General features: G+C 57.6%; 26 protein-coding genes and 1 other RNA gene. 14 read left to right on the forward strand and 13 right to left on the reverse strand.

The window, feature by feature from the left end:
- From ACR0ID_RS03250 to ACR0ID_RS03280, 7 genes are all read left to right on the forward strand, one after another.
- Nucleotides 1–651 carry a hypothetical protein gene (locus ACR0ID_RS03250; RefSeq protein WP_480603679.1) on the forward strand — a complete coding sequence of 217 codons (651 nt, stop codon included), beginning with the start codon at nucleotides 1–3 and terminating at the stop codon, nucleotides 649–651.
- A 65-nt stretch (nucleotides 652–716) separates the two neighbouring features.
- Nucleotides 717–1,079, forward strand: coding sequence for a DUF4345 family protein (locus ACR0ID_RS03255; protein WP_480505264.1), 363 nt, complete (start codon nucleotides 717–719; stop codon nucleotides 1,077–1,079).
- A gap of 36 nt (nucleotides 1,080–1,115) precedes the next feature.
- Nucleotides 1,116–1,462, forward strand: a transfer-messenger RNA (tmRNA) gene (gene ssrA, locus ACR0ID_RS03260).
- Between the two features lie 99 nt (nucleotides 1,463–1,561).
- Nucleotides 1,562–1,993, forward strand: coding sequence for an ester cyclase (locus ACR0ID_RS03265; RefSeq protein ID WP_267364373.1), 432 nt, complete (start codon nucleotides 1,562–1,564; stop codon nucleotides 1,991–1,993).
- Between the two features lie 131 nt (nucleotides 1,994–2,124).
- A complete protein-coding gene (locus ACR0ID_RS03270) occupies nucleotides 2,125–2,940 on the forward strand; it encodes a chromate resistance protein ChrB domain-containing protein (RefSeq protein ID WP_480603683.1) in 816 nt (271 codons plus the stop codon).
- Nucleotides 2,937–4,190, forward strand: a complete 1,254-nt coding sequence (gene chrA / locus ACR0ID_RS03275) for a chromate efflux transporter (protein WP_480603687.1) — start codon at nucleotides 2,937–2,939, stop codon at nucleotides 4,188–4,190. Before ACR0ID_RS03270 ends, chrA begins: the two co-directional genes overlap by 4 nt.
- A 76-nt stretch (nucleotides 4,191–4,266) precedes the next feature.
- Nucleotides 4,267–4,728 carry an SspB family protein gene (locus tag ACR0ID_RS03280; protein ID WP_480472635.1) on the forward strand — a complete coding sequence of 154 codons (462 nt, stop codon included), beginning with the start codon at nucleotides 4,267–4,269 and terminating at the stop codon, nucleotides 4,726–4,728.
- Nucleotides 4,729–4,755: 27 nt separating this feature from the next.
- On the opposite strand, the gene ACR0ID_RS03285 is transcribed toward ACR0ID_RS03280, so the two are convergent.
- On the reverse strand, nucleotides 4,756–5,319 hold the full coding sequence (locus ACR0ID_RS03285) for a hypothetical protein (RefSeq protein WP_480472633.1): 564 nt from the start codon (nucleotides 5,317–5,319) through the stop codon (nucleotides 4,756–4,758).
- Between the two features lie 206 nt (nucleotides 5,320–5,525).
- On the opposite strand from ACR0ID_RS03285, the gene fumC reads away from it, so the two are divergent.
- From fumC to ACR0ID_RS03305, 4 genes are read left to right on the forward strand one after another with little or no spacing between them, the layout of a single operon-like run.
- Nucleotides 5,526–6,920, forward strand: a complete 1,395-nt coding sequence (gene fumC, locus ACR0ID_RS03290; RefSeq protein ID WP_480603689.1) for a class II fumarate hydratase — start codon at nucleotides 5,526–5,528, stop codon at nucleotides 6,918–6,920.
- Nucleotides 6,920–7,096, forward strand: coding sequence for a DUF4169 family protein (locus ACR0ID_RS03295; RefSeq protein ID WP_480516943.1), 177 nt, complete (start codon nucleotides 6,920–6,922; stop codon nucleotides 7,094–7,096). The genes fumC and ACR0ID_RS03295 overlap by 1 nt, the downstream gene beginning before the upstream one ends.
- Nucleotides 7,093–7,314, forward strand: coding sequence for a ribbon-helix-helix domain-containing protein (locus ACR0ID_RS03300; protein WP_480603692.1), 222 nt, complete (start codon nucleotides 7,093–7,095; stop codon nucleotides 7,312–7,314). The genes ACR0ID_RS03295 and ACR0ID_RS03300 overlap by 4 nt, the downstream gene beginning before the upstream one ends.
- A 59-nt stretch (nucleotides 7,315–7,373) precedes the next feature.
- On the forward strand, nucleotides 7,374–7,976 hold the full coding sequence (locus ACR0ID_RS03305) for a DNA-3-methyladenine glycosylase I (RefSeq protein WP_480603695.1): 603 nt from the start codon (nucleotides 7,374–7,376) through the stop codon (nucleotides 7,974–7,976).
- Between the two features lie 3 nt (nucleotides 7,977–7,979).
- On the opposite strand, the gene ACR0ID_RS03310 is transcribed toward ACR0ID_RS03305, so the two are convergent.
- The 4 genes from ACR0ID_RS03310 to ACR0ID_RS03325 form a co-directional block, all read right to left on the reverse strand.
- Complete coding sequence (locus ACR0ID_RS03310; RefSeq protein ID WP_480603698.1) at nucleotides 7,980–8,861, reverse strand: fructose bisphosphate aldolase; 882 nt, start codon at nucleotides 8,859–8,861, stop codon at nucleotides 7,980–7,982.
- A gap of 73 nt (nucleotides 8,862–8,934) precedes the next feature.
- Nucleotides 8,935–10,284: a cytochrome P450 gene (locus tag ACR0ID_RS03315; protein WP_480603701.1), complete on the reverse strand. Its 1,350-nt coding sequence runs from the start codon at nucleotides 10,282–10,284 to the stop codon at nucleotides 8,935–8,937.
- Nucleotides 10,281–11,483 (reverse strand): hypothetical protein, encoded by a 1,203-nt coding sequence (locus tag ACR0ID_RS03320; RefSeq protein WP_480603704.1) that lies wholly within the window; start codon nucleotides 11,481–11,483, stop codon nucleotides 10,281–10,283. The genes ACR0ID_RS03315 and ACR0ID_RS03320 overlap by 4 nt, the downstream gene beginning before the upstream one ends.
- 62 nt (nucleotides 11,484–11,545) lie before the next feature.
- Complete coding sequence (locus tag ACR0ID_RS03325) at nucleotides 11,546–12,298, reverse strand: cytochrome c biogenesis CcdA family protein (protein ID WP_480493245.1); 753 nt, start codon at nucleotides 12,296–12,298, stop codon at nucleotides 11,546–11,548.
- Between the two features lie 106 nt (nucleotides 12,299–12,404).
- Between ACR0ID_RS03325 and ACR0ID_RS03330 the strand changes: the two genes are divergently transcribed.
- Complete coding sequence (locus ACR0ID_RS03330) at nucleotides 12,405–12,638, forward strand: sulfurtransferase TusA family protein (RefSeq protein ID WP_480472617.1); 234 nt, start codon at nucleotides 12,405–12,407, stop codon at nucleotides 12,636–12,638.
- 43 nt (nucleotides 12,639–12,681) lie between these two features.
- On the opposite strand, the gene ACR0ID_RS03335 is transcribed toward ACR0ID_RS03330, so the two are convergent.
- From ACR0ID_RS03335 to purC, 7 genes are all read right to left on the reverse strand, one after another.
- Nucleotides 12,682–15,474, reverse strand: coding sequence for an Rne/Rng family ribonuclease (locus ACR0ID_RS03335; RefSeq protein ID WP_480603707.1), 2,793 nt, complete (start codon nucleotides 15,472–15,474; stop codon nucleotides 12,682–12,684).
- Nucleotides 15,475–15,979: 505 nt separating this feature from the next.
- Complete coding sequence (locus ACR0ID_RS03340; RefSeq protein ID WP_480553879.1) at nucleotides 15,980–17,314, reverse strand: sigma-54-dependent transcriptional regulator; 1,335 nt, start codon at nucleotides 17,312–17,314, stop codon at nucleotides 15,980–15,982.
- A 12-nt stretch (nucleotides 17,315–17,326) separates the two neighbouring features.
- On the reverse strand, nucleotides 17,327–19,072 hold the full coding sequence (locus ACR0ID_RS03345) for a sensor histidine kinase (protein WP_480481076.1): 1,746 nt from the start codon (nucleotides 19,070–19,072) through the stop codon (nucleotides 17,327–17,329).
- 69 nt (nucleotides 19,073–19,141) lie between these two features.
- Nucleotides 19,142–19,810: a phosphoribosylformylglycinamidine synthase subunit PurQ gene (purQ, locus tag ACR0ID_RS03350; RefSeq protein WP_480603710.1), complete on the reverse strand. Its 669-nt coding sequence runs from the start codon at nucleotides 19,808–19,810 to the stop codon at nucleotides 19,142–19,144.
- 11 nt (nucleotides 19,811–19,821) lie between these two features.
- Nucleotides 19,822–20,865, reverse strand: coding sequence for a zinc-dependent alcohol dehydrogenase family protein (locus ACR0ID_RS03355; RefSeq protein WP_480603712.1), 1,044 nt, complete (start codon nucleotides 20,863–20,865; stop codon nucleotides 19,822–19,824).
- 3 nt (nucleotides 20,866–20,868) lie between these two features.
- A complete protein-coding gene (purS, locus tag ACR0ID_RS03360; protein ID WP_480603715.1) occupies nucleotides 20,869–21,099 on the reverse strand; it encodes a phosphoribosylformylglycinamidine synthase subunit PurS in 231 nt (76 codons plus the stop codon).
- 285 nt (nucleotides 21,100–21,384) lie between these two features.
- Nucleotides 21,385–22,140 (reverse strand): phosphoribosylaminoimidazolesuccinocarboxamide synthase, encoded by a 756-nt coding sequence (purC, locus tag ACR0ID_RS03365; protein ID WP_209504015.1) that lies wholly within the window; start codon nucleotides 22,138–22,140, stop codon nucleotides 21,385–21,387.
- 186 nt (nucleotides 22,141–22,326) lie between these two features.
- On the opposite strand from purC, the gene ACR0ID_RS03370 reads away from it, so the two are divergent.
- Both ACR0ID_RS03370 and bmt read left to right on the forward strand, forming a co-directional pair.
- The gene (locus ACR0ID_RS03370) at nucleotides 22,327–22,647 is read left to right on the forward strand and encodes a DUF1476 domain-containing protein (protein ID WP_480472609.1); all 321 of its coding nucleotides are present in this window, start codon (nucleotides 22,327–22,329) and stop codon (nucleotides 22,645–22,647) included.
- 124 nt (nucleotides 22,648–22,771) lie between these two features.
- Entirely contained in the window at nucleotides 22,772–23,785 is a 1,014-nt protein-coding gene (bmt, locus tag ACR0ID_RS03375) for a betaine--homocysteine S-methyltransferase (protein ID WP_480603718.1), read from the forward strand.
- 6 nt (nucleotides 23,786–23,791) lie between these two features.
- On the opposite strand, the gene ACR0ID_RS03380 is transcribed toward bmt, so the two are convergent.
- Nucleotides 23,792–24,568 carry an enoyl-CoA hydratase-related protein gene (locus ACR0ID_RS03380; RefSeq protein WP_480472605.1) on the reverse strand — a complete coding sequence of 259 codons (777 nt, stop codon included), beginning with the start codon at nucleotides 24,566–24,568 and terminating at the stop codon, nucleotides 23,792–23,794.
- Nucleotides 24,569–24,585 lie beyond the last annotated feature (17 nt).

Raw genomic sequence — 24,585 nt, forward strand, 5'->3', positions numbered from 1 at the left:
ATGACATCAACGGCTGGCCTTTGGCTGGCCGTTGTTCTGAGCGGCGCGTATCACGGGCTGAACCCCGGGATGGGCTGGCCGCTGGCGGTTTCCTCGGCCCTGATGGAGCAGCGCCAATCCGCCCTGTGGCGCGCACTGGCGGCCTTGGCCGGTGGGCATTTCGTTGCCATGCTGGGTGTCCTTCTGCCCTTTGCGCTGATGGCCGTTCTGGTCGATTATCAAAAGGAAATCCGCATCGGGGCTGCGTTGATTGTCATCGCGATGGGGCTATACATTGCGATCACCCGCCGTCATCCCCGTTTTCTGTCGCGCATACCGCCCAGCAAACTGGCGCTGTGGTCGTTTCTGGTGGCGCTTGCCCACGGGGCCGCCCTTATGCTGGTTCCGATCTATCTTGGTCTGTGCCAGCTGGATGAACTGGATGCCGGTCATCAGGCGATCTCCAAAATCATGACAACAAACGGTCTGCTGGTTCTGGGAGTTGCGGCCTTGCACACCGCCGCCATGGTTCTGGTCGGAGGGTTTCTGGCCTTCGCTGTTTATCGTTGGCTGGGGCTGCGTTTCCTGTCCCGCAGCTGGTTCAACCTTGAACTCATCTGGGCGCTCAGCCTTGTTTTAGTTGGTCTTTTGGGGCTGTGGTCGGCGGTTTAATCGCTTTCCTTTGGGCCGCAACACACTATCCTCAGGTGCTGATATTACAATTCAATGAGGCCCGGATGATCACGACCCTGAATGTCATTGCCGCGTTGCTGACAATCGGTTTTGGCCTGTTCGGCTTTCTGGCGCCAGTTCATACCGCCAACGCGCTGGATCTGGCACCCACCAACAGCACCATGGGTCTGAGCGAGCTGCGCGCTTCGGTCGGAGGGCTGTTTGTGGTCTCGGGCATTGCTGTCATCTGGCTGAATGCTCCGATGGCCTACACGATGCTGGGCATAGTCTATGCGGGTGCCGCATTGGGCCGCTTCCTGTCACTGGCGCTGGATAACCCGCCTTTTGTGAAGGCAGCAACCTTTGGTGGAATCGAACTGGTGCTGGCGATATGGTTGATCGCCGCCAACTTCAACAGGGACGCGTAACGCTTTGTAATTAAAGCTAACAAAGATGTGCATTCCGGGTTTGCATCCGCAGCTCTCCTCACCTATATATGAGGTGTCCTTCGGGACTATGGACATAAACGCGCTCGTAATAAGCGGATCGGACCCGGGGGCGGTACCCGGCGGCTCCACCAAAATCCTTCGTTTGAGGATCACGGGGCCGAAACAGGATCGACGAACGTCTAAAGGGGTAAGCTTTGTCTCGGCTGTCTGCCACCGTTACCGGCGAAAACAGTACAATTGCAAACGACAATCGTGCTCCGGTTGCAGTTGCTGCGTAAGCAGTAACAAGACCGAAACTTAAGCCCTTGCGCCTAGCCGCGTAAGGCGGGGTTCGCAGGTACCTGGCAACAGAAACCTGCACTTCCCCCCAATATGTCTGATATTTATACCGCCTTTGCGCAGATTCAGAGTTTGTTCATTCCTTTTTGCCATCGTGTTCGCAGTTGGACAGGAGCGTTGGGATGACGAATTCAGAGATACTCAGATCCTGGTATTCTGAGGTTTGGGAAAACGGAAACACCGAGGCAATCGATCAGTTCTTTGCGCCCGAAACCATGGCCGAGGGGCTGATCCCCGAAATGCAGGTGGGTGCAGACGATTTTCGAGACCTCGTAACGGCGTTTCGTCATGTCTTGGGGGATATCAAGGTGGATTTGCCCAAGATCATCGAAAATGGCGATTGGGTATCCGCAATCCTGCATGTGCAGACGTGCCGGGCCGATAACGGTGCCCCTTTGGAGGTGACCGGTCAGGTCATGGCCCGGTTTAAAGACAATAAGATGGTCGAAGCGTATAATCATTTCGATTTCATCTCGTTCTTTGAGGAGATGGGCCAGTTTCCCGCCGACACCCTTCCCGTGTGTATGACCGGTCAGCGGCTCGACTGGGCCTGACGGTACAAACCGCAAACTTGACCACCTATGTTCTTGCGCGGTAGCACTGGCTCAGGGGGTCAGCTTGCGAACACCCCGTGAGGCGTCAGCCCAAGCTTCGCATGGATCCGAATGACTAAAGGAGACATGCTATGGCTGCCCTTAACGCCATCACACTGACCCAATTGAGCCGGTTAATCGGAACGCCTCAGGCGCCGGGTCTGATCGATATACGCACCAATGCGGATTTCAGCGACGATCCGCGGCTGATTCCGGGGTCAATTCGCTGCCCGCACACGGAAATCGACGCAATAAGCCGTCTGATTGGCAACGACCCTTGTGTAATTATTTGCCACAAAGGCAAAAAGCTGAGTCAGGGGGTGGCGTCCTGGCTGCGCGGGAAGGGCAAAAACGCCGAACATCTGGAAGGCGGGTTTGAAGGGTGGCACGAACAGCGCGAGGCGCCGTTGGTCCCACAGTCGATTCTGCCGGCGCCCATTAATGGCAGCACATTGTGGGTTACGCGCCAAAGGCCCAAAATTGACCGTATCGCCTGCCCCTGGCTGATCCGCCGGTTTGTTGATCGCAATGCACGGTTCCTTTTCGTCGCGTCGGAAGAAGTTCAGGGAGTCGTTGATCACTTTGGTGCCACCCCCTTTGACGTTCCGAATACATTTTGGACGCATCAGGACAGCGGCTGCACATTTGACACGATGATCCGGGCATTTGACCTGCGAACCGAGGCGCTTGAGCGTATGGCCCGGATCATTCACGCTGCAGATACCGACCAGCATGATCTGGCCCCGGAAGCCGCTGGGTTGCTGGCGTTCTCGGTCGGTTTGTCCCGCCAGTATCGCGATGATCATGCTCAGCTTGAAGCCGGATTGCACCTTTATGATGCTCTGTTTCGCTGGGCACGCGACGGGTTTGATGAAAAGCATGACTGGCCATCGGGTCATGGCGCATGAGACCTTCGGCACTGGACCTTTTCAAGGTATTCGGACGGATCGGCCTGTTGTCATTTGGCGGCCCCGCCGCCCAGATCTCGCTGATGCATCAAGAACTGGTCGAGCGCAGGCCCTGGCTGGATGAACAGACCTATCTGCGCGCGCTTTCCTTGTGCATGTTGCTGCCCGGTCCAGAGGCAATGCAATTGGCAACCTATGCAGGCTGGCGCTTGCGCGGTGTCGTGGGCGGGCTGATTGCGGGCAGCCTGTTCGTTTTGCCGGGGGCGTTTGTCATTGCTTTTCTAGTCGCGCTTTATTCAGCATTTGGCGACGTTCCACTGGTGCAATCCGCATTTACCGGCATCAAGGCGACCGTCATCGTGATCGTCCTGCAAGCCCTGCGCAAGCTGTCAGGTAAGGCGCTGACGGATATGGAACATCGTGTCATCGCGGGCCTGTCGTTTCTGTCGATCTTTCTGTTCAACCTGCCCTTCCCGCTGATCATTCTGATCGCGGCCCTGTGGGGGTATTTGCGTCATCAAGGACCCACTGAGGCAGCCACGGCTCAGGACACGCCGCACCTTGCCCGCTCGGCCCGGACGATAGCGATCTGGTTGCCGCTTTGGCTGGGGCCGCTTGTTGCGTTGACACTCAGCGGGCATCAATTGCTCAGCGATTTGGGGTGGTTCTTTGCCCGTCTGGCCGTTGTGACCTTTGGTGGTGCCTATGCCGTTCTGGCCTATATGTCGCAAACCGTTGTGGATCGGTACCACTGGATCAGTGCAGACCAGATGATCGACGGATTGGGGCTGGCGGAAACCACCCCCGGACCATTGATACTGGTTACACAGTTTGTCGCCATGCTGGCGGGGCAGATCAACGGTGGATTCTCACTGGCGCTTGCTGCGGGCGCTGTCGCACTATGGGCAACGTTCGTGCCCTGCTTTTTGTGGATTTTCCTGACGGCCCCCTATCTTGACCGTTTGGCCACGCGTCCCCGCCTGTCTGCCGCCCTTCACGGCATCACCGCCGCTGTTGTCGGAGTGATTCTCAACCTTTCCGTGTGGTTTGCCCTGAATGTTCTTTTCGAATCGGTGCCAGATATGAATTTGGGTCCGGCGGCAATACCCGTGCCCCGACTGTCCTCGCTCGATATCCCGGCGCTTGCGTTAACCTTTATTGCTGGAATATTGATATTTAGACTAAAATTGGGGATCGGTACGGTGCTGGTTCTGATGTCACTGGCAGGGCTGGCTGCGCATAATATCTGACCAATCCGATCATACCTGCCCTTTCGTTTCCGAACAAAACCCCTATGCTGAGCTTAACCACTTTTGAGGATGACACATGTCGCAAGGCATCGACTATGGCAACCTGATGCACACCGCCATGCGCGGGCTTATCAAGACTGTGCTGACGGATGTATCGAAATCCGGTCTGCCCGGAGCGCATCACTTTTTCATTACCTTCGACACACGCGAAGATGGCGTGGACATCGCGGATTGGCTGCGCGACCGGTATCCGGAAGAAATGACAATCGTCATGCAGCACTGGTTTGAAAACCTCGAAGTCGGAGAGAACGGATTCGCCATTACTCTCAATTTCGGGGACGCACCGGAACCGCTCTATATTCCTTATGGCGCGATCAAGACCTTTGTCGATCCATCGGTGGAATTTGGACTGCGGTTCGAAAGCCCGGACGACGAAGATGATGACGATTATGTTGCAGATGACTTGATCGAGGTCGAAGAGGAAGAAGAGGCACATCACGACGCCGATGTCGTGTCGCTGGACAGCTTCCGCAAATAAGCCTTTGAGCCCCGCCCGGCGCGGGGTTCAGCGTTTCATCAGAAATGTTTCGACTGATCGGGATTTCTGGCCGTCTATGAAGCGTGAAAATGACAGGTTCAGCCCGTCTTCGGCTAGTGTTCGGTCGAACTGCTGCAATTCATATCCGCCGTCCACGTCGATGAACAACGAAAACACGGTCAGTGTGTCGCCAACGATACGTCCCCATACGAAGGGTTCACCTTTCATCGGGTCCAGCGGAACCTCATGACCGAACACATTGCGTTTCATCGCGGCCGAGAACACATCCGGGCGGTCCGAGGGCACGAAGTCAATCGAGAACTGCTGTTCTTTTACCCGCCCGTCTAGCTTGTAGGTGGTGGTTTGCCAGCTGACGTTGAACCCGTTTTTGGTCTCGAAAATTGAAACGCTCATATCCCTTGGAGTTGAGGTTCCGTCCGCATCCACGACATTTGCCGAGCCCACATAATCCCCCAGGAACGGGGTAATGTCCGCGGCGCGCGCAGATGCGCCCAAAACGGACAGCCACAAAGCACAGACAGCAAATAACACGATCGCTTTTTCAAGCGTAATGCGATGGAAATTCGACATCTTGTCCTCCAAGGCGGCTACTAACCTATTGTAGCTGAGAGGGGGCCGCGCACAATGGCACATTCCCCGACGATAACAATAAAAGTGACGCACCCCGCGCCTATACCTTTGACGCCCTTGGGTTTAAGGTGCGCGCAACTGGCCGATTGCGTCACGGCTTAGCTGCGGCTAAACGGCATACAACAGCATACCAGACGGAGTGACAGATGTCTCAGACCCGCACCGAATCCGACAGCTTTGGCCCGCTCGAGGTTCCTGCCGACAAGTATTGGGGCGCGCAAACGCAGCGTTCAATCATGAACTTTCCGATCGGTTGGGAAAAACAACCCATTGCCATTGTGCGTGCGCTGGGCGTGATCAAGCAAGCCTGCGCGATGGAGAACAAGGCAACCGGCAAGCTGGATTCCAGAATTGCCGATGCCATCATTCAGGCTGCGGGTGAGGTGATCGACGGCCAGTTTGACGACAACTTTCCGCTGGTCGTCTGGCAGACGGGTTCCGGCACCCAATCGAACATGAACTCGAACGAGGTCATCGCGAACCGCGCCATCGAAATTCTGGGCGGTGTCATCGGTTCAAAAGACCCCGTGCATCCGAACGATCACTGCAACATGGGTCAGTCGTCGAATGACACCTTTCCAACTGCGATGCACATTGCCACGGCGATGAGTGTTCGTGACGTCCTTCTGCCCGGGCTTGAAAAGCTGGCCTCTGGTCTTGAGCAGAAGGCTGATGAGTTCAAGGACATCATCAAGATTGGCCGGACCCATACACAGGATGCAACACCTCTGACACTGGGGCAGGAATTCAGCGGTTATGCCCACCAGATCCGTCAGGGGATTGCACGCGTTCACGCAGCGCTTCCCGGCATCTATGAGCTGGCGCAGGGCGGCACCGCCGTAGGCACCGGCCTGAACACCCAAAACGGTTGGAGCGAAGCTGTTGCGGGTCATATGGCGCAGATCACCGGCCTGCCCTTCGTGACTGCGCCAAACAAGTTCGAAGCGCTGGCCGCTCATGACGCCATGGTCTTTATGTCCGGGGCTTTGGCGACCATCGCGGGCAGCTGCTATAAGATCGCCAACGACATCCGTTTCCTGGGCTCTGGCCCGCGTTCGGGGCTTGGCGAACTGATCCTGCCCGAAAACGAGCCCGGTTCCTCGATCATGCCCGGCAAGGTGAACCCGACCCAGGCCGAGGCTCTGACACAGGTTGCTGCGCATGTGATGGGCAACAACGCCGCGATGAATTTTGCAGGCAGTCAGGGCCATTTCGAGCTGAACGTCTATAACCCGATGATGTCCTACAACCTGTTGCAATCGATCCAGCTGCTGGGCGACGCCGCCGACAGCTTTACCGAGCGGATGTTGCTGGGCATCAAGGCCAATGAGCCGCGCATCGACAAGCTGATGAAGGAATCGCTGATGCTGGTGACGGCGCTGGCCCCGACCATCGGCTATGACAACGCCACCACGGTCGCCAAGACCGCGCATAAGAACGGCACAACCCTCAAGGAAGAAGCCATTGCGCTGGGGTTTGTGGACGAGGCAACCTTTGATGCCGTTGTACGCCCCGAACAGATGATCGGCCCGAAAGACTAATGGGCAAGCCGGTCAACCTGAACCGGTATCGAAAAGAAAAGGCGCGGGCCGAGAAGAAGGCCCGCGCAGATGAGAATGCCGTCGCCTTTGGGCGCACCAAGTCCGAGAAAGCAATTGTCAGGCTTCAGCAGGACAAGCAGAAGCGTGACCTTGACAATCACGAGCTGGATGAATGAGCGGTCGGCCGATAAAACGTTCATTGACCCTCAAGGGCCACCGGACATCTGTCTCGCTTGAAGATGAATTCTGGCGGGCATTTCTCGACATTGCGAAAGAAAAAGATCAGCCAATCAATTCACTGGCCGCGCAGATTGATGTTGACCGCGACCCGGAAACCGGATTGGCCTCGGCTATTCGCGTGTTTATTCTGAACTGGTACCAAGACAAGGTTTAACACTTGTCAAATCTTGGTCGTTGGGTGTAACGTCCCCGAGGAACAAAAGGGGTACATTCATGAGCAACACAGTATTGGGGCCAGACGGTCAACCTCGGTGTTCCTGGTGCCAGGCCGCGCCGGAATTCTTTGACTATCATGACAACGAATGGGGCTTTCCGGTCTCGGATGATCAGCGGTTATTCGAGAAACTGTGCCTGGAAAGTTTTCAGTCGGGTCTTAGCTGGCGCACGATCCTGAACAAGCGCGAGAATTTCCGAGAAGCGTTTTATGGATTTGATTTCTACAAGATGGCCGAATTCTCTGAAGTTGATGTTGAACGTCTGCTGCAAAATGATGCGATCATTCGCCACCGAGGCAAGATCGAGGCGGTGATCAATAACGCCCGCCGCGCGCAGGAACTGGTGGCGTCGGAAGGATCGCTGGCAGCTTATGTCTGGCGGTATGAGGCGGAAACCCCGCCGCCCCCGCAATCGGCATCCACATCGCCCGAGTCGGTGGCGATGTCGAAGGACCTCAAGAAACGGGGCTGGAAATTTGTTGGCCCCACGACGGTGTTTGCGTTCATGCAGGCCATGGGACTGGTCAATGACCATGCCGAGGGCTGTATCAGCAGAAAAAAAGCGGCACAGTTGCGCCGCTCTTTCACGAAACCCGTCTGAGGATCAGACAGAGGCTTTGAAAATCTTGTCGATATTGCCGCCCAAAGCGGCGTTGAATTCGGCGTCTGACTGCTGTTTCGAGAGACCTTCGGTCAGTGCGCGAGAGAAAGACGCGATCATTTTGCCGTTTTGACCCAGCAGGTTACAGGCCTCTTCGGTCGAATACCCGCCTGACAGCGCGACAACGCGCAGAACGCGCGGATGGTCGGCCAGTTCGTCATACAGGTTTGCCTGTGTCGGGATCGTCAGCTTCAGCATGACCTCCTGCCCTTCGACCAGCTGGTCGAGGTTCTTCAGGATTTCAGCTTTCAGAATCTCCTCGGCCTCGGCTTTGGTTTCTGAATGAATGTTGACCTCCGGCTCGACGATTGGAACCATCCCGGCTTCAGTCACTTCACGGGCTACGTCGAATTGCTGGGCGACCACGGCCGCGATGCCTTCGGCATTAGCCTCGTGGATGACCGAACGTTCCTTGGTGCCGAATACGCCTTCTGCCTTTGCCAGCGTGTCGGCCAGACCGGGGATCGGCTTCATCAGCTGAACGCCGTTGGCCTGATCCTCGAGGCCCTTGTCGATTTTCAGAAAAGGCACGATGCCTTTGACCGACCAAAGGTAATCTGCGACCTTGCGGCCCTCGATCTCTTCCCCGAGGGTGCGTTCGAACAGGATCGCACCGATGACTTTGTCCTTGGTGAAGTCATTTGCCAGAATGATCCGCGCGCGCATCTTTTGTATTTCACCGAACATCTCAGCGTCCGAACTGTAGGTCGACGCGTCAACGCCGTACAACGCCAAAGCTTTCGGGGTCGAGCCGCCGCTTTGATCCAATGCCGCGATAAAGCCTGCGCCGTTGATCATCTGCACGCGCTGTTCTGCTTTGGCCATAGTGTTTTCCCGTTCAATGATGATTCCGATGTCTCCCCCCGCATACATCACAGTCAGGACCGATGGTAGTTTGTTAGCGCTCAATCAGCCGCAACCATATGCCATCCCTGGATCGAACGGTCAGGTGGGCCACCGGAACCGGCGTTTTGCCGCTGATTGTTTCGAATTTGAAGTTTCGCACCAGCATCGACAGGATCAGCGGCCCTTCGACCATGGCAAACCCGGCCCCGGTACAAACGCGGGGACCTGCGGAGAAAGGGATATATGCTTCGCGCTGGCATGTCTTGCCGTTTTCACTGTTCCAGCGAGTCGGGTCAAAGCCGTCGGGGTTGTCCCATAACCGTTCGTGACGGTGCAGGTGCCAGGGGCTGATTACGATTTGTGACCTTTTGGGAACGTCCCTGTTTCGAAAACGGTGTGGGCCCGTGGCCTCTCGCACCATCATGGGAACCGGTGGGTAAAGGCGCAGTGCCTCGCGAAACACGTCGCGGCTGATCTTGAGTTTGGAAACCGAGGCAAATGTCGGATCGTCCAGAGCGGCAGATTCGTCAGCAATCCTTTCCTGCCATTCGGGATAAATTGCCAGCAGATACAATGTCCACGCCAGAGCCGATGCGCTGGTCTCATGGCCTGCCAGAAAGAAGATCGCGACCTGATCAACCATCTCCTCGGGCCCGAAAAACTGGCCGGTTTCAGGATCAGCGGTCGTCATGATCTTGGTTGCCAGATCATCGGGGGCGGTTCCGGCCTTGATCGCCTCAGCCCGCTCATGGGTCAGGTCAGTGATCAGGTTACGAATATCTTCGGCGTTTTTCCGTGTCGTCCGGGAGTGAAACCGAGGCATCCATTTGGGCAGCGGAACGAAGGCTGCAAGGTTCAGCAGAGGTTGTTCGCGCTGGTAGTTGCGGAACTTTTCAAACACCTTGCTGGCTATGGCGTGGTCAATTGGCACCGAAAACAAGGTGCGAAAAATCACATCCGCTGCGGCGTGGCTTGTTTGTTCTTCGACTTCGATCTGTTTGCCGACATGGGGCCGCAACCGCTCAACACATGCGTCTGCCGCGGCCAGCATGGCGGGAAACGTGTCTTTCAGCCGCCCGCCCTCAAATGCCGGGTCAATGATGCGCCGCTGACGTTTCCACGTCTCTCCATTGGTTAGAAACACCGAATTTCCAAGCAAGGGGCGCAGGCCTTCGCGGATCCGGCCCGATTTAGGGAAATCTTCGGGGCGTTTCCTGAGGACGGTGTCAATCAGGTCCGGTTGATTGATCAGGAAAGATCGAAAGAAGGGTGTCCTGAATTCGGCCATCCACGCGCGATAAAGGCGCGCTGGCTGCGCAGACAGCAGATCCTGACGAAACAGTTTCAGATAGCGCAGTAGGGAAACCTTGTCTGCGCGTGGCTGGGGCTTGGGCGGGGTCATAGGTGCACTGACGTGTATTTGGACACTGGCGTCTCAATCCGGCTGCGCGAGGGTGTGCGCCCAAGGAACCGCTGTTTCAGCGTCAAAGGGCCTGCCGTTATCCGAAAATAGTCGTACAGACCCGGCTTATCGAAGGCGCAAAGGTACTGAAAATGCAGTCGGAAGAACCGCCAGCGCAGGGCTTTCCAACGTTCAGGCGCCAGGGTTTGGGTAAAGGCGGTTGAAAGGACAAGCGGCCAGCGTTTGTCCGGCCCGGCCACCCCTGTGACGGCCACCGGATCACACAGCGCAAATGCGCAGCCATCCCCGGGGGCCGAGACATCGACCCACGTGATGTCTGAACTGGAGGACAGGAATTGAAGGTCGGACCGAAGGCCATGCGCATTTGGCAGAAAGGATACCATAGGCATCACCTGCCCCAGGCTTAGGAACGACAACTCTGCCCCCTGTTTCGGCACAGCCCTGTCGCGGATCAGGTCGGCCAGAACAGACACCCCCATATGCGCGCCCGAACTGTGGCCCACGACCAGTACCTCATCCACACCGGATATCAGAGCGGCTTCAATCGCCTTGCGGAATACGGCCAGTCTGTCCTTCAGTTTAAGCGGAGTTTCCCCCTTCAGCTGCGCTGAATAGGCGTAATCATGCATCAGGTAATAGGCAAACAGCCGGTTGTCGATCTTGCGGAACCACAGCATCAGCGCAACCGCAACGGCGATACCCGGAAACAGACCCCACCAGCCAGCCATCGCCACACATGCCCACACGACTGCAAACGCAACCAGCAGCTGAGACACCAACATCGCCACCGGATAGAGCGCCGCAATCACCGGGCCCTTGCGCAACCGCATCAGGCGCCACAAAGCGCCGGTCGAAATGTATATCCACGCCGTGTGGGCCAACTGCGCGTAGGTTGCAGGGATCGACGCGGACATGCTGTCGCGCACGATGTCTGACCAGACCAGAACTTCGATTTCTGTCTCAACAGACGCACCGTCCTGCAATGATGTCACGGACCAGCCGAACAGACCTTTTGCGGACTTGGGGGCCATGGCGATCTCATATCCCGAGATCCGGGCCTGCGCCTGCGACTCGGTTCGGTAAAGCTCGCGATATCGTCGCGGCGGCATCGGGTCATAACCGGGGATGTAGAACACCCGGCGTTTGCGAACCTGTGACTGATTTCTCTGACTGCTCATGCCTTTACCTTCTGCCGCGCAGGTTAACGCAGGCTTTAGGTCAAGGTAAGGGGGGCAGACGCTCAGCCGAAATTCGCAAGCGCCGGGAAGGTTTCAAGCAACCACCAGCTGAAGCGGGTGAACAGGCCTGTGATCAGCATGATGCCCACGAACAGCAGCAGCCCTCCCATGACCTTTTCGATCACGCCCATATAGGGCTTGATCCGGTTCATCACGGTCATAGAGCGGTTGAGAAACATGGCTGCCAGCAGAAACGGAATACCCAATCCGGCTGCATAAACACCCAGCAACAGCGTGCCGCGCGCCACCGAGGCCTCGGTTGCCGCAAGGGACAGGATCGCGCCCAGCTGGGGGCCGATACAGGGCGTCCAGCCGAAAGCAAAGGCCAACCCAAGAATATAAGCACCAAAGACCGAGCCACCGGAATCGCCGGTTTCGATCCGCGCTTCGCGGTCCAGAAAGGGGATGCGGAAGACATTCAGGAAATGCAGACCAAAGACAATGACAACGGCACCGGACAGTTTGGCAAAAAGAACCTGATTTTGCAGCACGAACACTCCAAAGGCAGATGCGGTAAATCCCAACAGCAGAAAAACCGTCGACAGGCCCAGCACAAAGAACAGCGCTGACATGGTTGCCTTGCGCCGGGCGCGGGCCTCATCCTGCATTTCGTTGATCGTGACGCCGCTCATATATGCCAGATAGGGCGGCACGATGGGCAGCACACAAGGCGACAGAAAGCTAATCAGGCCACCCAGCAGGGCAACAAACATGGCGGGCAGCAGCCCCGCGTCTATGATTTCTATTCCGAACATGTCTAAGCACATAAGTGATGAATGGCGGTCCGTCACGGGGCCAATGAGTCACATCCTCGTGCTTGGAATCTGGACAATATTACAACTTCGCCCTATCCCGAAAATCATGTCAGAGATTACAGATACGCTGGATGCGCTGGGCCTTCTTTGCCCCCTGCCCGTCCTCAAGGCCCGCAAACGGCTGAAATCCATGCCGCAAGGTTCTGTGTTGCGTGTACTGGCTGATGACCCGGCAGCCATCATCGATGTCCCGCATTTTTGCGCCGAAGCTGGCCACACATTGCTGTCTCAGGATTTGGATGGCGAACATCAGGTCTATCTGATCCGAAAAACCGACTGACTTTGTGATATAAAAAAGGCGGGCAAATCTGCCCGCCCTTTCATCAGTTGCCCAGCGACCACCATCCGCGCCGTTTGGGCCTGTCGGATTCTGGCTCAGGTTCATCTGCCACAGTTTCAAGCACCGGTTCAGGTTCTGCTGCCATGGGTGTTTCTTCCACGGGTGCGTCTTCGATCGGCTCATCGGCAGATTGAACTTCAGGTTCTTCCACCGCAACGATCGCTTCAGCTTGTGCGACTTCCTCAGTCTGCTCGGCAAACTCTGTTGCTTCCGGCGCAGCGTCAACAGCCTCAGCGGCTTCGCTTTGCTCGGCGACAGCCGCCTCGGCAGGTTCGGCTTCTGCGTCTGAGGCCGCCTCTTCAACCGCCGGTGCATCGGCCCCGGCATCGGTGTCCGGTGCTTCCGACTGTTCCGCACCCTCTTCTGCTACCGCATCTTTCTTACGACGACGCGGAGCGCGCTTACGCTTGGGCTTGGCGGGTTTTTCCTCTTCCGTTGCTTCGGCTTCGGTTGTCTCGACAGCGGTTTCCGTTTCAGCGGATTCGCCTACGGCATCCTCCTGCTCTGACCCTTCGCCGTCATCCGCGCCCTGTTCCGCCGCGTCACCGTTGCCCGCGCCTTTCTTGCGACGACGACGGCGGCGCTTGCGCTTGGGTTTGGTATCATCTTCAATCGACGCGATATCCTCTTCGGCTTTCTCCTCTTCCGAAGAATCCACCAGATCCATCAGCGAGGCATCGACCGACACGACAGGAGCTGTCGCTTCGGGAACAATGCGGCTGGCGGTCTTGAATTTCTCCATCGAGAAATCCGGGCTGACCAGATGCACATCGCCTTCGATCCGTACAGACAGGCCATAGCGCGATTCGATCTGGGCAATATGCTCGCGCTTCTGGTTCATCAGGAAGTTCGCGATACTGACCGGGCAGCGCACCAGAACCTCGCGCGAGCGGCGGCGCGTGCCTTCTTCTTCGATCTGACGCAGGATCGACAGCGCCATGTTGTCGTCCGAACGGATCAGGCCGGTGCCATGGCATGCCGGGCATGGCTGCGTGGTCGCCTCGATCATACCCGGGCGCAGCCTCTGACGGCTCATCTCGAGCAGGCCAAAACCCGAAATCCGGCCGACCTGAATGCGGGCACGGTCGGTTTTCAGCTTGTCCTTAAGACGCTTTTCAACCGACGCATTGTTCTTGCGCTCGTCCATGTCGATGAAATCGATGACAATCAGACCGGCAAGGTCACGCAGACGCAACTGACGCGCCACTTCTTCCGCGGCTTCCAGATTGGTTTTCAGCGCCGTTTCCTCGATCGAGCCTTCTTTCGTGGCCCGGCCCGAGTTCACGTCGATTGCCACCAGCGCTTCGGTCACGCCGATCACGATATACCCGCCAGATTTCAGCTGAACGGTCGGGTTGAACATCCCCGCCAGATAGCTTTCCACCTGATAGCGCGCAAACAGCGGCAGCGCGTCCTCGTACCGTTTCACATTCTTGGCATGGGACGGCATGATCATCTTCATGAAGTCCTTGGCGATGCGGTATCCGCCCTCGCCCTCGACCAGAACCTCGTCGATATCGCGGTTATACAGGTCCCGGATCGACCGTTTGATCAGATCGCCTTCTTCATAGATCTTCGCAGGCGCAATGGATTCCAGGGTCAATGCCCGGATCTGCTCCCACAGGCGTTGCAGGTATTCATAGTCGCGCTTGATTTCCGATTTTGTGCGCTTGGCGCCTGCAGTCCGGATAATCAAACCCGCCCCTGTCGGAACATCAATATCCGCCGCGATCTCTTTCAGCTTTTTGCGGTCAACTGCGTTGGTGATCTTGCGGCTGATCCCACCGCCACGCGCGGTGTTCGGCATCAAAACACAATAGCGACCGGCCAGCGACAGATAGGTCGTCAGGGCTGCCCCCTTGTTGCCGCGTTCTTCCTTGACGACCTGCACCAGCAGCACCTGGCGCACTTTGATCACTTCCTGAATCTTATACCGGCGTGGGCGTGGCTTGCGCTGAGGGCGGATGTCCTCGCTGTCGTCTTCCTCGGCTACGGTTTCAATCGTGTCATCTTTCGCGGCTGCGTCAGCGTGTTCCTCATCCGCATCGCCATCATCTGCGTCCGGGTCATCCTCAGACAATTCAGACAATTCAGACGCTTCATCGCCATCGTCAGCGATTGAAGCATCCGCCGCGTCATCAGAATCCCCTGCTGCATCGTCTTGTGAAGACACAACCGTTTCAGCCTGAGCCTCGTCTTCCGAAGCCGTTTCCTCAGCAGTGTCATCTGACACAGCTTCCGGCGCTTCGTTGTCCGCAGGCTCCTCAACAGGTGTTTCACCGACGATTTCCATAGGCGATGTCCCCTCGGGCACCTCCATGTCGGCATCGTCAAGGTCGATGGTTTCCATACCGGTCGGCTCGGTCGAAACTTCCATCGTTTCGACCAGATCGTCCGATTTAAGATCCGCAGCCTTTGATCGGGCGCGCGAACGCCGCTTTTTCGGCTTGCCCTCGTCGGCCTCATCCCGCGCCTTCATGGCCTCGGCATAGGCGCGATCTTCCTCCATCAGCGCCTCGCGGTCGGCGATGGGGATCTGGTAATAGTCCGGGTGAATTTCCGAAAACGCCAGGAAGCCGTGCCGGTTCCCGCCATAATCCACAAAGGCCGCCTGGAGCGACGGCTCAACCCGTGTTACTTTTGCAAGATAGATGTTGCCAGCAAGCTGGCGCTTGTTTTCGGATTCAAAATCGAACTCCTCGACCTTGTTTCCGTCGACCACCACGACGCGGGTTTCCTCCGCGTGGGTGGCATCGATAAGCATTTTCTTAGCCATGAGTCCTTGGTGCACCGCGCCAAACGCGTTGTCCTGACCCGTCCAGGTGGACAGGCACATTTGGGGAGGTGTCTTGTCAGGGCGATATCGGACGGCGCGCGGCAGGGTCTGGCGCTGTGGCCCCCTGCCCGGTCACTCAATCGTTGCGCGCGCGTCATCGCGGTTCTTCTCCGACAGGCGCGTTAGCCGCAGCCTGCCCATTTATTCCTTTCGCCCAGACGTTCCGGGCTCAGGTACTACATTGCCCCGAAAGGGGCACAATCGGTCTGCTTTGCGGCGAATAATATGTCATCACCTTCAGCAAAGCAGCGAAACTCAATGATTCGGGGCTTATGGACACAAAACTGGCCCGGCCCGTCCGGACACAATAAAAGCAGTCCTGTGGAAAAGACAATGGGCAAACTGCACCGCCCCCAACCGTGGCATGCGGGATCGCCTTCATCTGGCCAAAAATATCCCGGGGGAGTCGCCAAAGGCGACGGGGGCAGAGCCCCCGTCACAAAGTTTACAGATAGTCCGACCGCTGGAGGCCGTATTTGGCCATCTTTTCATTCAGCGTTCGGCGCGGCAGGCACAGTTCATCCATCACAGACGCGATAGATCCTTTGTGCCGCCGCATCGTGTTGTCGATCAGCATCCGTTCAAAGGCTTCGACATATTCCTTCAGCGGCTTGCCTTCGGTGGTCATGACCGGCTGCATTTCCTCGTGATCCGACATCAACAGCGAGGCGATCGTTCCGGACCCACGGCGCGATTGCAGTACCGCGCGTTCGGCAATGTTGATCAACTGGCGCACGTTCCCCGGCCAGGGCGCCTGCAACAGCTGCGCGGCTTCCTGAGCGCTTACCTGAGGCGCATCACAACCGTATTCTTCGGCGAACTGCTCGCTCAGACGGGTAAACAGGGTCAGGATGTCCTCGCCCCTCTGGCGCAGGGGCGGCATGGTGATGCGCAAGGCGGCCAATCGATAGAACAGATCAGGCCGCAAGACATCTTCGGAGGTTTTTCCGGCCTCTTGCAGGTTCGAGATCGCTACGATGCGTGTCTCGGCCGGCGTGCCCTGCTCGTTCATCACGCTGAGCAGCTTGGCTTGCAGGGAATCGCTGAGCGCTTCGACATCTTCCAAAACCAGCGTTCCGCCCCGCGCCTCTTCGATGGCGGGCAATTGGGCGTCTTCAGGCATCATCGGCCCAAACAGACGTTTGGCCAACGCGTCTTCCTCGTGCGCCGCGCAGGACACCAGCACGAATTTCTTGCCGGCACGGCTTCCAACCGCATGCAGGGCGTGTGCGACAAGCGTCTTTCCGGTCCCTGTCTCTCCGTCGATCAGCACATGGCCATCTGCCTGACCTAGATCGAGGATATCCTCGCGCAGGCGTTCCATAACCGGGCTGGCACCGATCAGTTTGTTCATGATCTGGGTGCCGCCGGACAATTCCCGGCGCAGCGCGCGGTTGTCCAATGTGAGACGCCGCGCATTGCTGGCCCGTTTGGCCAGTTCAGACATGCGGTCGGGGTTGAAGGGTTTTTCAAGGAAATCGAATGCACCGACACGCATCGCCTCGACAGCCATCGGAACATCGCCGTGACCGGTGATCATGATCACGGGCAAGGTGCTGTCAGCGCCCATCAGCTTTTTGAGAAGCTGAATGCCGTCCATTCCGGGCATCTTGATGTCCGAAATCACTATCCCCGGATAATCCGGACCCAACACCTTGAGCGCATCTTCCGCGCTGGCGAAGGTTTCCGTGTCATAGCCGGACAAAGCGAGCCACTGGCTGATCGATTGGCGCATGTCCTGTTCATCGTCAACAATGGCAATTTTCATGGCTTGTGCCATAGTCATTCCTCGTTATTCCGCGGCTTCAAGGCCGTCGCTTCCCAGTGCAGGCAACTGCATTTCAAACACCGCACCGCCATATTGGCCGTTGCGTGCAGTCAGCCGTCCCCCATGGTCGTTCACGATCCCTGACGAGATGGCAAGCCCCAGACCAACACCGTCTCCGGGCTGTTTGGTTGTGTAGAACGGCTCGAACAGGTTTTCGATATCCTCGATTCCGTGCCCGTTGTCGCGTACGGTCAACACAGCCGTGTCACCAGCTGCCAGGATGATTTCCACATCCGGCTCCGCCACTGATTTGGTGGCGTCCAGCGCGTTTCGCAAGAGGTTGACCATGACCTGTTCGATGCGCATTCGGTCCCCCATCACGATCACGGGTTCCTCTGGTACGATCTGTGTGATCTTCACGTGTCGCTGACGCAGTTGCGGCTCCATCATCGACAGAGACGAGGCCAGCGCTTCACCAAGATTTACTGGTGAAAACGCATCCGCACCCTTGCGCGCATAAGACTTGAGCTGCCGGGTAATTGCCCCCATCCGTTCGATCAGACCATCGATGCGGCCAAAGCTGGCAAGGGCCTCTTCCGGGCGGTTGCGGCGCAGCAACAGGCGGGCCCCGGCCAGATAGGTTTTCATCGCCGCCAGTGGCTGGTTCAACTCGTGACTGACCGCCGCCGACATCTCGCCCAGGGCAGCCAGTTTCGAGCTTTGCGCAAGAGTCTGTTCGGCCAAATCCAGCGTCTTTTCAACCCGTTCACGTTCAGCGATTTCCCGCTGCAGCCGTGCGTTCAATGCGCGAAGCTCTGCCGACTCGCGCTGGAACAGGGTCATGCGCAACGTGGCACGGCGGCTCAACGCATAGAACGCAAGCGCCAGAAGAATCGCAAACCCCATGATTTCCAGCGCCAGAACGCTGTTCACCTTTTCCCGGATCGAGGCATAGGTCGTGAACGAGGTCATCTGCCAGCCGCGGAACGGAATACGCGTCTCGATCCGCATCACCGCTTCGCCCTGAAGATAGGCATCAGGCGGCAGCGCGGTCCAATCGGTTGTTGCCCGGATGGCGCGCTGGATCGCCCCTTGTGGCGGTTGGCGCAGCATCGCCGTGTTCTCATCCAGCCCGCGCCAGCGGGGTTCCGTGGACAAAATGATGTTGCCGGTGCTGTCGGTAACCATCACCGCATCCGAGATACCTGCCCAAGCGCGTTCGAACTTTTGCAGGTCAACCTCGACGACGATTACCCCCAGAAACTCCGCCCCGTTCTCCAACCGGCGCGAATACACAAAGCTGTATCCGCCTGCGTCCTTGGGAATAACGGAGAAGATCGTTGCGTTCGAGCGGATCGCATCCACAAAATAAGGCGTGTTCCGATGTCCTTCGCCCAACCTGTTCCGGTCGGTCGCGGCAACTGTGCGCCCGTCGCTGTCCAGCAAAACCAGTGAGGCCGCGCCGATCTCTTCCACGAATGAAATAAGGCGTTGGGTAGACAGGGTGTAATCGCCTGACTGCAATGCCGAAATCAACGTCGGGTCGCGGGCCAGCAATTGCGGAACAATCGAGTTGCGGCGCAATTCACTCAGCAAGTTGCCCGAATACAGCGTCAGTCGCAGCTCTGCCCGGTTGCGCGTGGATTCGGTGAACCTGTCGGTCAACAGCCGGTTCGTGACCCAGACCGTTGCAATTGTCGCGACCAGCAGAACAAGAACCGCCAGCCGCAACCGCCAGCCCAGCGGCGCACCACGAAACGGTTTCAACATATTTGACCAGCCAGATCGAACTTCTGTGTTCATGGCAAAAGGTTACGCCCCGGCGGGCGAGACCTCAAGTCACGCCGCTTCAAACACACCTGACAATGCGCGGAACAACGCCACCCCGTCTGTGCCGCCATGACCCTGATCGGCTGCGCGTTCGGGGTGCGGCATCATGCCAAGAACGCGGCGGTTTTCCGACAGGATTCCGGCGATATCCCCGATCGAGCCGTTCGGGTTTTCGGCATAGGTAAAAGCGATCCGGTCCTGATCTTTTAGCGCGGCCAGCGTCGCGTCATCCGCAAAATAGTTGCCATCGTGGTGCGCAATCGGAATACCGATCACATCGCCTGAGTTGTAGCCGCTGGTAAACGCGCAGTCGCTGGTCTCAACCTTTAGGCCAACGGTCTTGCAGATGTATTTCAGCCCAGCATTGCGCAGCAACGCGCCCGGCAAAATGCCGGTTTCGGTCAGAACCTGAAAACCGTTGCAAATGCCTACGGCATAACCGCCACGCTGCGTGTGTTCGACGACGGCCTTGCAAATCGGCGATTGCGCCGCGATTGCGCCGCAACGCAGGTAATCTCCGTAAGAGAACCCACCCGGCACACCCACGATATCAATACCTTCGGGCAAAGCCGCGTCTTTGTGCCAGACCATATCGACCTGAAAACCGGCCTGCTCAAAGGCGACGGCAAGATCTCGGTCACAGTTGGATCCGGGGAAAACGATTACGGCTGCACGCATGGCGGGCCCTCCTACGAGACAAAATCTGTGACAACCGCAACACCAGGAGGCATTGGATGGTCAAAAGCGGCAAGCTCGGCGCTTACCTGGTTCAGGGTTATTTTCCGGGTCACCAGCGGACTCAGGTCGACCCCTTGGCCCGCGATCAGCGACAACAGCGACGGATAGCGCCAGCTTGGCATCCCACGGGTGCCAAATACGGAGAGCTGACCAGAATAGAGCACATCCATCGGCAACGACATCTGCGCATGGTCCCCCGTGGGCATTCCGATTTGCACCATGCGCCCCATTTTGCGCAGGGATCGCATGGCGGAAACGGTCGTGGCTTCGACGCCAAGCGCCTCGATCGCAACATCGGCACCGCCACCGGTGATGTCTTTCACCGCCTTTGGGGCATCACATGTCACGGCATTGACCACCGCGTCGGCGCCCAGAGTTTTGGCATAGGCCAGCTTGTCCTCGGCGATATCGACTACGATAACACGCGTGCCGAGCGCCTTGCCCAGAAGAAGCGTTGATATTCCGACACCGCCACCGCCAAAGACAGCGATCCACTCACCACCCTGCACCTGCGCCCGGCCAACAAGCGCCTGCCATGCTGTGGTTACGCGGCACCCCAATGCGGCGGCTATTTCAGGCGCGATGCTGTCGGGCAAAGATGTCAGGTTGGCATCGGCATGAGCCACGGCAACATATTCAGCAAAAGCCCCGTCACAGGTAAAGCCGGGCACGACCTGGTTCGGACAGATTGTCTGATGACCCTTTGCGCAGTCCGGGCAATGCCCACAGGCAAGGATAAAGGGCGCAATCACCCGGTCCCCAACACGCCACCGTTTAACGCGCGCACCGACCGAGACCACCTCGCCGCAAAACTCGTGACCGGGTGTCATGGGCAGGACAACGTCCGGGTCTGAGCCCGACCACGCGTGCCAGTCGGACCGGCACACACCGCAGGCCAGCACTCGCACCACAACACCGTCTTCGGCGGGAACCGGATCGGGGATCGTCGACACCTCAAGCGGTTGACGATAGGTGATCAGACGCGCGGCCCGCATCAATCAGACCAGTTCGATCTCGTAGCGTTCGATGACGGTGTTGGCCAAAAGCTTTTCGCACATCTCGGTCACGTCTGCCTCGGTTGCGCTATCGGCAAGCTCAAGATCGATGACTTTGCCCTGACGTACGCCTTCGACCTGATCAAAGCCCATTGCACCCAATGCGTGCCGTACTGCTTCGCCCTGCGGGTCCAGCACCCCGTTCTTGAGCATCACATGAACCCGTGCTTTCATTTTGGCAACTCCAACTGAGGGCCGCATACAAGGCCCATTTCGTTGCGCGGGGGATAGCGCGCCTGATGGGTTTCGACAACCCTGTTTCAAACGCAGTTTGCCGCAGGTAGGTGACGATCCTGCGCTGTCAGATGGACCTGAGCAGTTTTGCCGGCAAGGTGGCTGGAAACTTCGGAATAGTCATCTGATCAAACGGCCCGGCCACACGCAAACACCCTGCTCTGCCAACAACTTGGCAAAGGCAAAACGCCACCCTGAGGGGGCGGCGTTTCTAAGGCGTGGTATTTAGTTGATCAGCGTCGGCTTGGTGACGTTGCTGGCAGGCAGCACACCCAGCCTTCGGGCGACCTCGGAATAGGCATCTGTCAGGCTGCCCAGATCGCGGCGGAATACATCCTTGTCCAGTTTCTGACCGGTCTTGATATCCCACAGGCGGCAGCTGTCCGGGCTGATTTCATCCGCAACGACCAGCCGCTGATAGTCGCCTTCAAACACGCGCCCGATTTCGATCTTGAAGTCAACCAGACGAATACCCACCGCCAGCATCACGCCGCTCAGGAAATCGTTCACGCGCAGCGCGAGGCTGAGGATGTCGTCCATGTCCTGCTGGCTGGCCCAGCCAAACGCGGCGATATGTTCCTCGGTGACAAGAGGATCGCCCAAAGCATCATCCTTGAAGCAATATTCAACGATCGGACGTGGCAATTGCGTCCCTTCTGCGATGCCAAGACGTTTCGACATCGAACCGGCCGCGTAATTGCGCACGATCACTTCCAGTGGAATGATCTCGCAGTTGCGCACCAGCTGTTCGCGCATATTCAGGCGCCGGATGAAGTGGTTCGGAATACCAATCTGGGTCAGCCCGGTCATGAAGAACTCGGACAAACGGTTGTTCAGCACGCCTTTGCCGTCAATCACGTCTTTCTTTTCGGCATTGAACGCGGTGGCGTCATCCTTGAAATACTGTACGATGGTGCCCGGTTCGGGGCCTTCATACAGAATTTTGGCCTTGCCTTCGTAGATTTTCTTGCGACGCGCCATAAGCGACCTTTCCAGACTGGCGAAAGGGAATGAGTCCCTTCACGTTGGCGTCCTCATAGTGCAAGCCCTGCGTTCCCGCAAGTTCGCTGCCCCGAGGGCCTTTGACGCAGCGCAAATACCTTGCACCCAGAGTGTCCTATTGTCATATCATCAGTGAGAAACGGTAATCCAAGGGGTCCCCAACCAATGACCACATTCGACGAACGTGAAGCCGCGTTTGAAAGCAAATTCGCCCATGACGAAAAGATGCAGTTCATCGCTCGGATGCGCCGCAACCGCTTTATGGCTGTCTGGGCGTCTGCGCTGAAGGGCGAAACTGTTGAACAGGCACGGAAATACGGCCAGGAACTGGTTCATACCGACCTACAGCATGTCGGCGAAGACGATGTTGTCGAGGCGGTCAAAGCCTACTTGGGTGATCTTGCGGATGAAGCCACGATCCGTTCGAAAATGGCCGAGCTTCTGGTTGAAGCCAAAGAACAGGTGATGGTGGAAGGCGAGCACTGATTGCCTGAAATGCAAAATTCATGATCTTCATGAGTTTTATGAAATTGATTTGACGCCCTGGTCATGAGACACGGGGCGTCTCTGTTTTTTCGCAGCGTTTATACGCTTTTTCTGGAATAACCCTATGACAAACGCGCTGAGCAAACTTCTGGACACCAAAGACGCCATTCTTGCGGACGGTGCAACGGGGACCAACTTATTTAACATGGGTCTGCAATCAGGTGACGCGCCTGAGCTGTGGAATGTGGATGCTCCGGACAAGATCAGGGCGCTTTACCAGGGTTCCGTCGACGCGGGCAGCGACCTGTTTCTGACCAACACGTTTGGAGGCACTGCGGCGCGTCTGAAACTGCATGATGCGCAGAACCGCGTGGGCGAGCTGAACCGTATCGGCGCAGAACTTGGACGTGAAATCGCGGACAAAGCCGGGCGCCCTATTGTCGTGGCCGGATCGGTTGGACCCACCGGCGAGATTATGGAACCGGTCGGCAGCCTATCGCATTCCGACGCGGTTGAAATGTTCCATGAACAGGCCGAGGCTTTGAAAGCGGGCGGAGTTGACGTTCTTTGGGTGGAAACCATCAGCGCGCCAGAGGAATTCCGCGCGGCAGCCGAGGCCTTTGCGCTGGCCGACATGCCCTGGTGCGGCACGATGAGCTTTGACACGGCCGGGCGCACGATGATGGGTGTCACCTCGGCCGATCTTGCGCTTTTGGTTGAAACCTTGCCAAACCCACCGATCGCTTTTGGGGCCAATTGTGGTACCGGCGCGTCGGATATCCTGCGCACGGTTCTGGGTTTTGCAGCGCAAGGCACCGAGCGCCCGCTGATCTCAAAGGGCAATGCGGGCATTCCGAAATACGTGGATGGCCATATCCACTATGACGGGACACCCGAACTGATGGGTCGGTATGCCACCATGGCGCGGGATTCGGGCGCAACAATCATCGGCGGGTGCTGCGGGACCATGCCCGATCATCTGCGCAAAATGCGCGAAGCGCTGGATACCACTTCGCGCGGCGAGCGTCCGACACTGGATCAGATCACCGAGGCACTGGGGCCGTTTTCGTCGGCTTCGGACGGAACCGAGGGAGACGCAGGCCCCGAACGCCGCACGCGTCGCCGTCGCCGCGCCTAACGTTTATCAACGCCCTTCGAATTTCGGAGGGCGTTTTTCCATGAACGCCACCACGCCTTCTGCAAAATCCCGCGACCGGCCACATTCACCTTGAAGATGCGCTTCGGTCGCAAGCTGCTGCTGCAATGTGTTTTCATACGTCCCGCGAATGGCACGTTTGATCGCGCCATAGGCGGCAGTTGGACCTTTGGCCAGATATTCTGCCCTTTTGTGCCAATGTGCGGCAAACGCATCATCGGGGACAGCTTCCCAGATCATGCCCCATTCTTCGGCCTGCCGGGCGCTGATCTTGTCAGCAAACAAGGCGGCCCCCATTGCTTTGGCCAAGCCCATCTGACGCGGCATGAACCAGGTGCCCCCGGCATCGGGCAGCAAGCCGATACGTGCAAAAGCCTGCAGGAAATACGCACTCTCCGTTGCAATAACCACGTCCGCACACAGCGCAAGGTTGGCCCCTGCCCCCGCAGCAGGTCCGTTTACAGCCGCGATCGTCGGAACAGGACAGCTGTGGATGGCTTCCAGCATCGGCTCGTACTCGTCGCGCAATGATCGTTCCAGATCGATCTTGCCGGTCGATGATGCATCCCCCAGATCCTGCCCGGAACAAAACGCCGGCCCCGCGCCGGTGATAACGATACAGCGCGCTTTAACCGCGGCGTCTTTCATCGCGTGGGTAATCTCTGCCCGCATCCGAGTGGTCAGCGCGTTCATCTTGTCCGGTCTGTTCAGGGTCAGAACCGCCAGACCATCCGATATGTCCAATAGAACCGTTTCGTAATTCATGAAAACTTTTCCCTCGC

It is taken from the genome of Ruegeria sp. AL2, assembly GCF_056540845.1.

Excerpts from the sequence above, each read along its gene's own strand:
- purC (WP_209504015.1), bottom strand. The coding sequence starts at position 22,140 with ATGGCGCGTCGCAAGAAAATCTACGAAGGCAAGGCCAAAATTCTGTAT.
- purQ (WP_480603710.1), bottom strand. The coding sequence starts at position 19,810 with ATGCGTGCAGCCGTAATCGTTTTCCCCGGATCCAACTGTGACCGAGAT.
- ACR0ID_RS03320 (WP_480603704.1), bottom strand. The coding sequence starts at position 11,483 with ATGAGCAGTCAGAGAAATCAGTCACAGGTTCGCAAACGCCGGGTGTTC.
- ACR0ID_RS03370 (WP_480472609.1), top strand. The coding sequence starts at position 22,327 with ATGACCACATTCGACGAACGTGAAGCCGCGTTTGAAAGCAAATTCGCC.
- ACR0ID_RS03345 (WP_480481076.1), bottom strand. The coding sequence starts at position 19,072 with ATGTTGAAACCGTTTCGTGGTGCGCCGCTGGGCTGGCGGTTGCGGCTG.
- ACR0ID_RS03330 (WP_480472617.1), top strand. The coding sequence starts at position 12,405 with ATGTCAGAGATTACAGATACGCTGGATGCGCTGGGCCTTCTTTGCCCC.
- purS (WP_480603715.1), bottom strand. The coding sequence starts at position 21,099 with ATGAAAGCACGGGTTCATGTGATGCTCAAGAACGGGGTGCTGGACCCG.
- ACR0ID_RS03355 (WP_480603712.1), bottom strand. The coding sequence starts at position 20,865 with ATGCGGGCCGCGCGTCTGATCACCTATCGTCAACCGCTTGAGGTGTCG.
- ACR0ID_RS03280 (WP_480472635.1), top strand. The coding sequence starts at position 4,267 with ATGTCGCAAGGCATCGACTATGGCAACCTGATGCACACCGCCATGCGC.
- ACR0ID_RS03340 (WP_480553879.1), bottom strand. The coding sequence starts at position 17,314 with ATGGCACAAGCCATGAAAATTGCCATTGTTGACGATGAACAGGACATG.
- ACR0ID_RS03315 (WP_480603701.1), bottom strand. The coding sequence starts at position 10,284 with ATGACCCCGCCCAAGCCCCAGCCACGCGCAGACAAGGTTTCCCTACTG.
- ACR0ID_RS03285 (WP_480472633.1), bottom strand. The coding sequence starts at position 5,319 with ATGTCGAATTTCCATCGCATTACGCTTGAAAAAGCGATCGTGTTATTT.
- bmt (WP_480603718.1), top strand. The coding sequence starts at position 22,772 with ATGACAAACGCGCTGAGCAAACTTCTGGACACCAAAGACGCCATTCTT.
- ACR0ID_RS03325 (WP_480493245.1), bottom strand. The coding sequence starts at position 12,298 with ATGTTCGGAATAGAAATCATAGACGCGGGGCTGCTGCCCGCCATGTTT.
- ACR0ID_RS03270 (WP_480603683.1), top strand. The coding sequence starts at position 2,125 with ATGGCTGCCCTTAACGCCATCACACTGACCCAATTGAGCCGGTTAATC.
- ACR0ID_RS03300 (WP_480603692.1), top strand. The coding sequence starts at position 7,093 with ATGAGCGGTCGGCCGATAAAACGTTCATTGACCCTCAAGGGCCACCGG.
- ACR0ID_RS03265 (WP_267364373.1), top strand. The coding sequence starts at position 1,562 with ATGACGAATTCAGAGATACTCAGATCCTGGTATTCTGAGGTTTGGGAA.
- chrA (WP_480603687.1), top strand. The coding sequence starts at position 2,937 with ATGAGACCTTCGGCACTGGACCTTTTCAAGGTATTCGGACGGATCGGC.
- fumC (WP_480603689.1), top strand. The coding sequence starts at position 5,526 with ATGTCTCAGACCCGCACCGAATCCGACAGCTTTGGCCCGCTCGAGGTT.
- ACR0ID_RS03250 (WP_480603679.1), top strand. The coding sequence starts at position 1 with ATGACATCAACGGCTGGCCTTTGGCTGGCCGTTGTTCTGAGCGGCGCG.
- ACR0ID_RS03255 (WP_480505264.1), top strand. The coding sequence starts at position 717 with ATGATCACGACCCTGAATGTCATTGCCGCGTTGCTGACAATCGGTTTT.
- ACR0ID_RS03310 (WP_480603698.1), bottom strand. The coding sequence starts at position 8,861 with ATGGCCAAAGCAGAACAGCGCGTGCAGATGATCAACGGCGCAGGCTTT.
- ACR0ID_RS03380 (WP_480472605.1), bottom strand. The coding sequence starts at position 24,568 with ATGAATTACGAAACGGTTCTATTGGACATATCGGATGGTCTGGCGGTT.
- ACR0ID_RS03335 (WP_480603707.1), bottom strand. The coding sequence starts at position 15,474 with ATGGCTAAGAAAATGCTTATCGATGCCACCCACGCGGAGGAAACCCGC.
- ACR0ID_RS03305 (WP_480603695.1), top strand. The coding sequence starts at position 7,374 with ATGAGCAACACAGTATTGGGGCCAGACGGTCAACCTCGGTGTTCCTGG.
- ACR0ID_RS03295 (WP_480516943.1), top strand. The coding sequence starts at position 6,920 with ATGGGCAAGCCGGTCAACCTGAACCGGTATCGAAAAGAAAAGGCGCGG.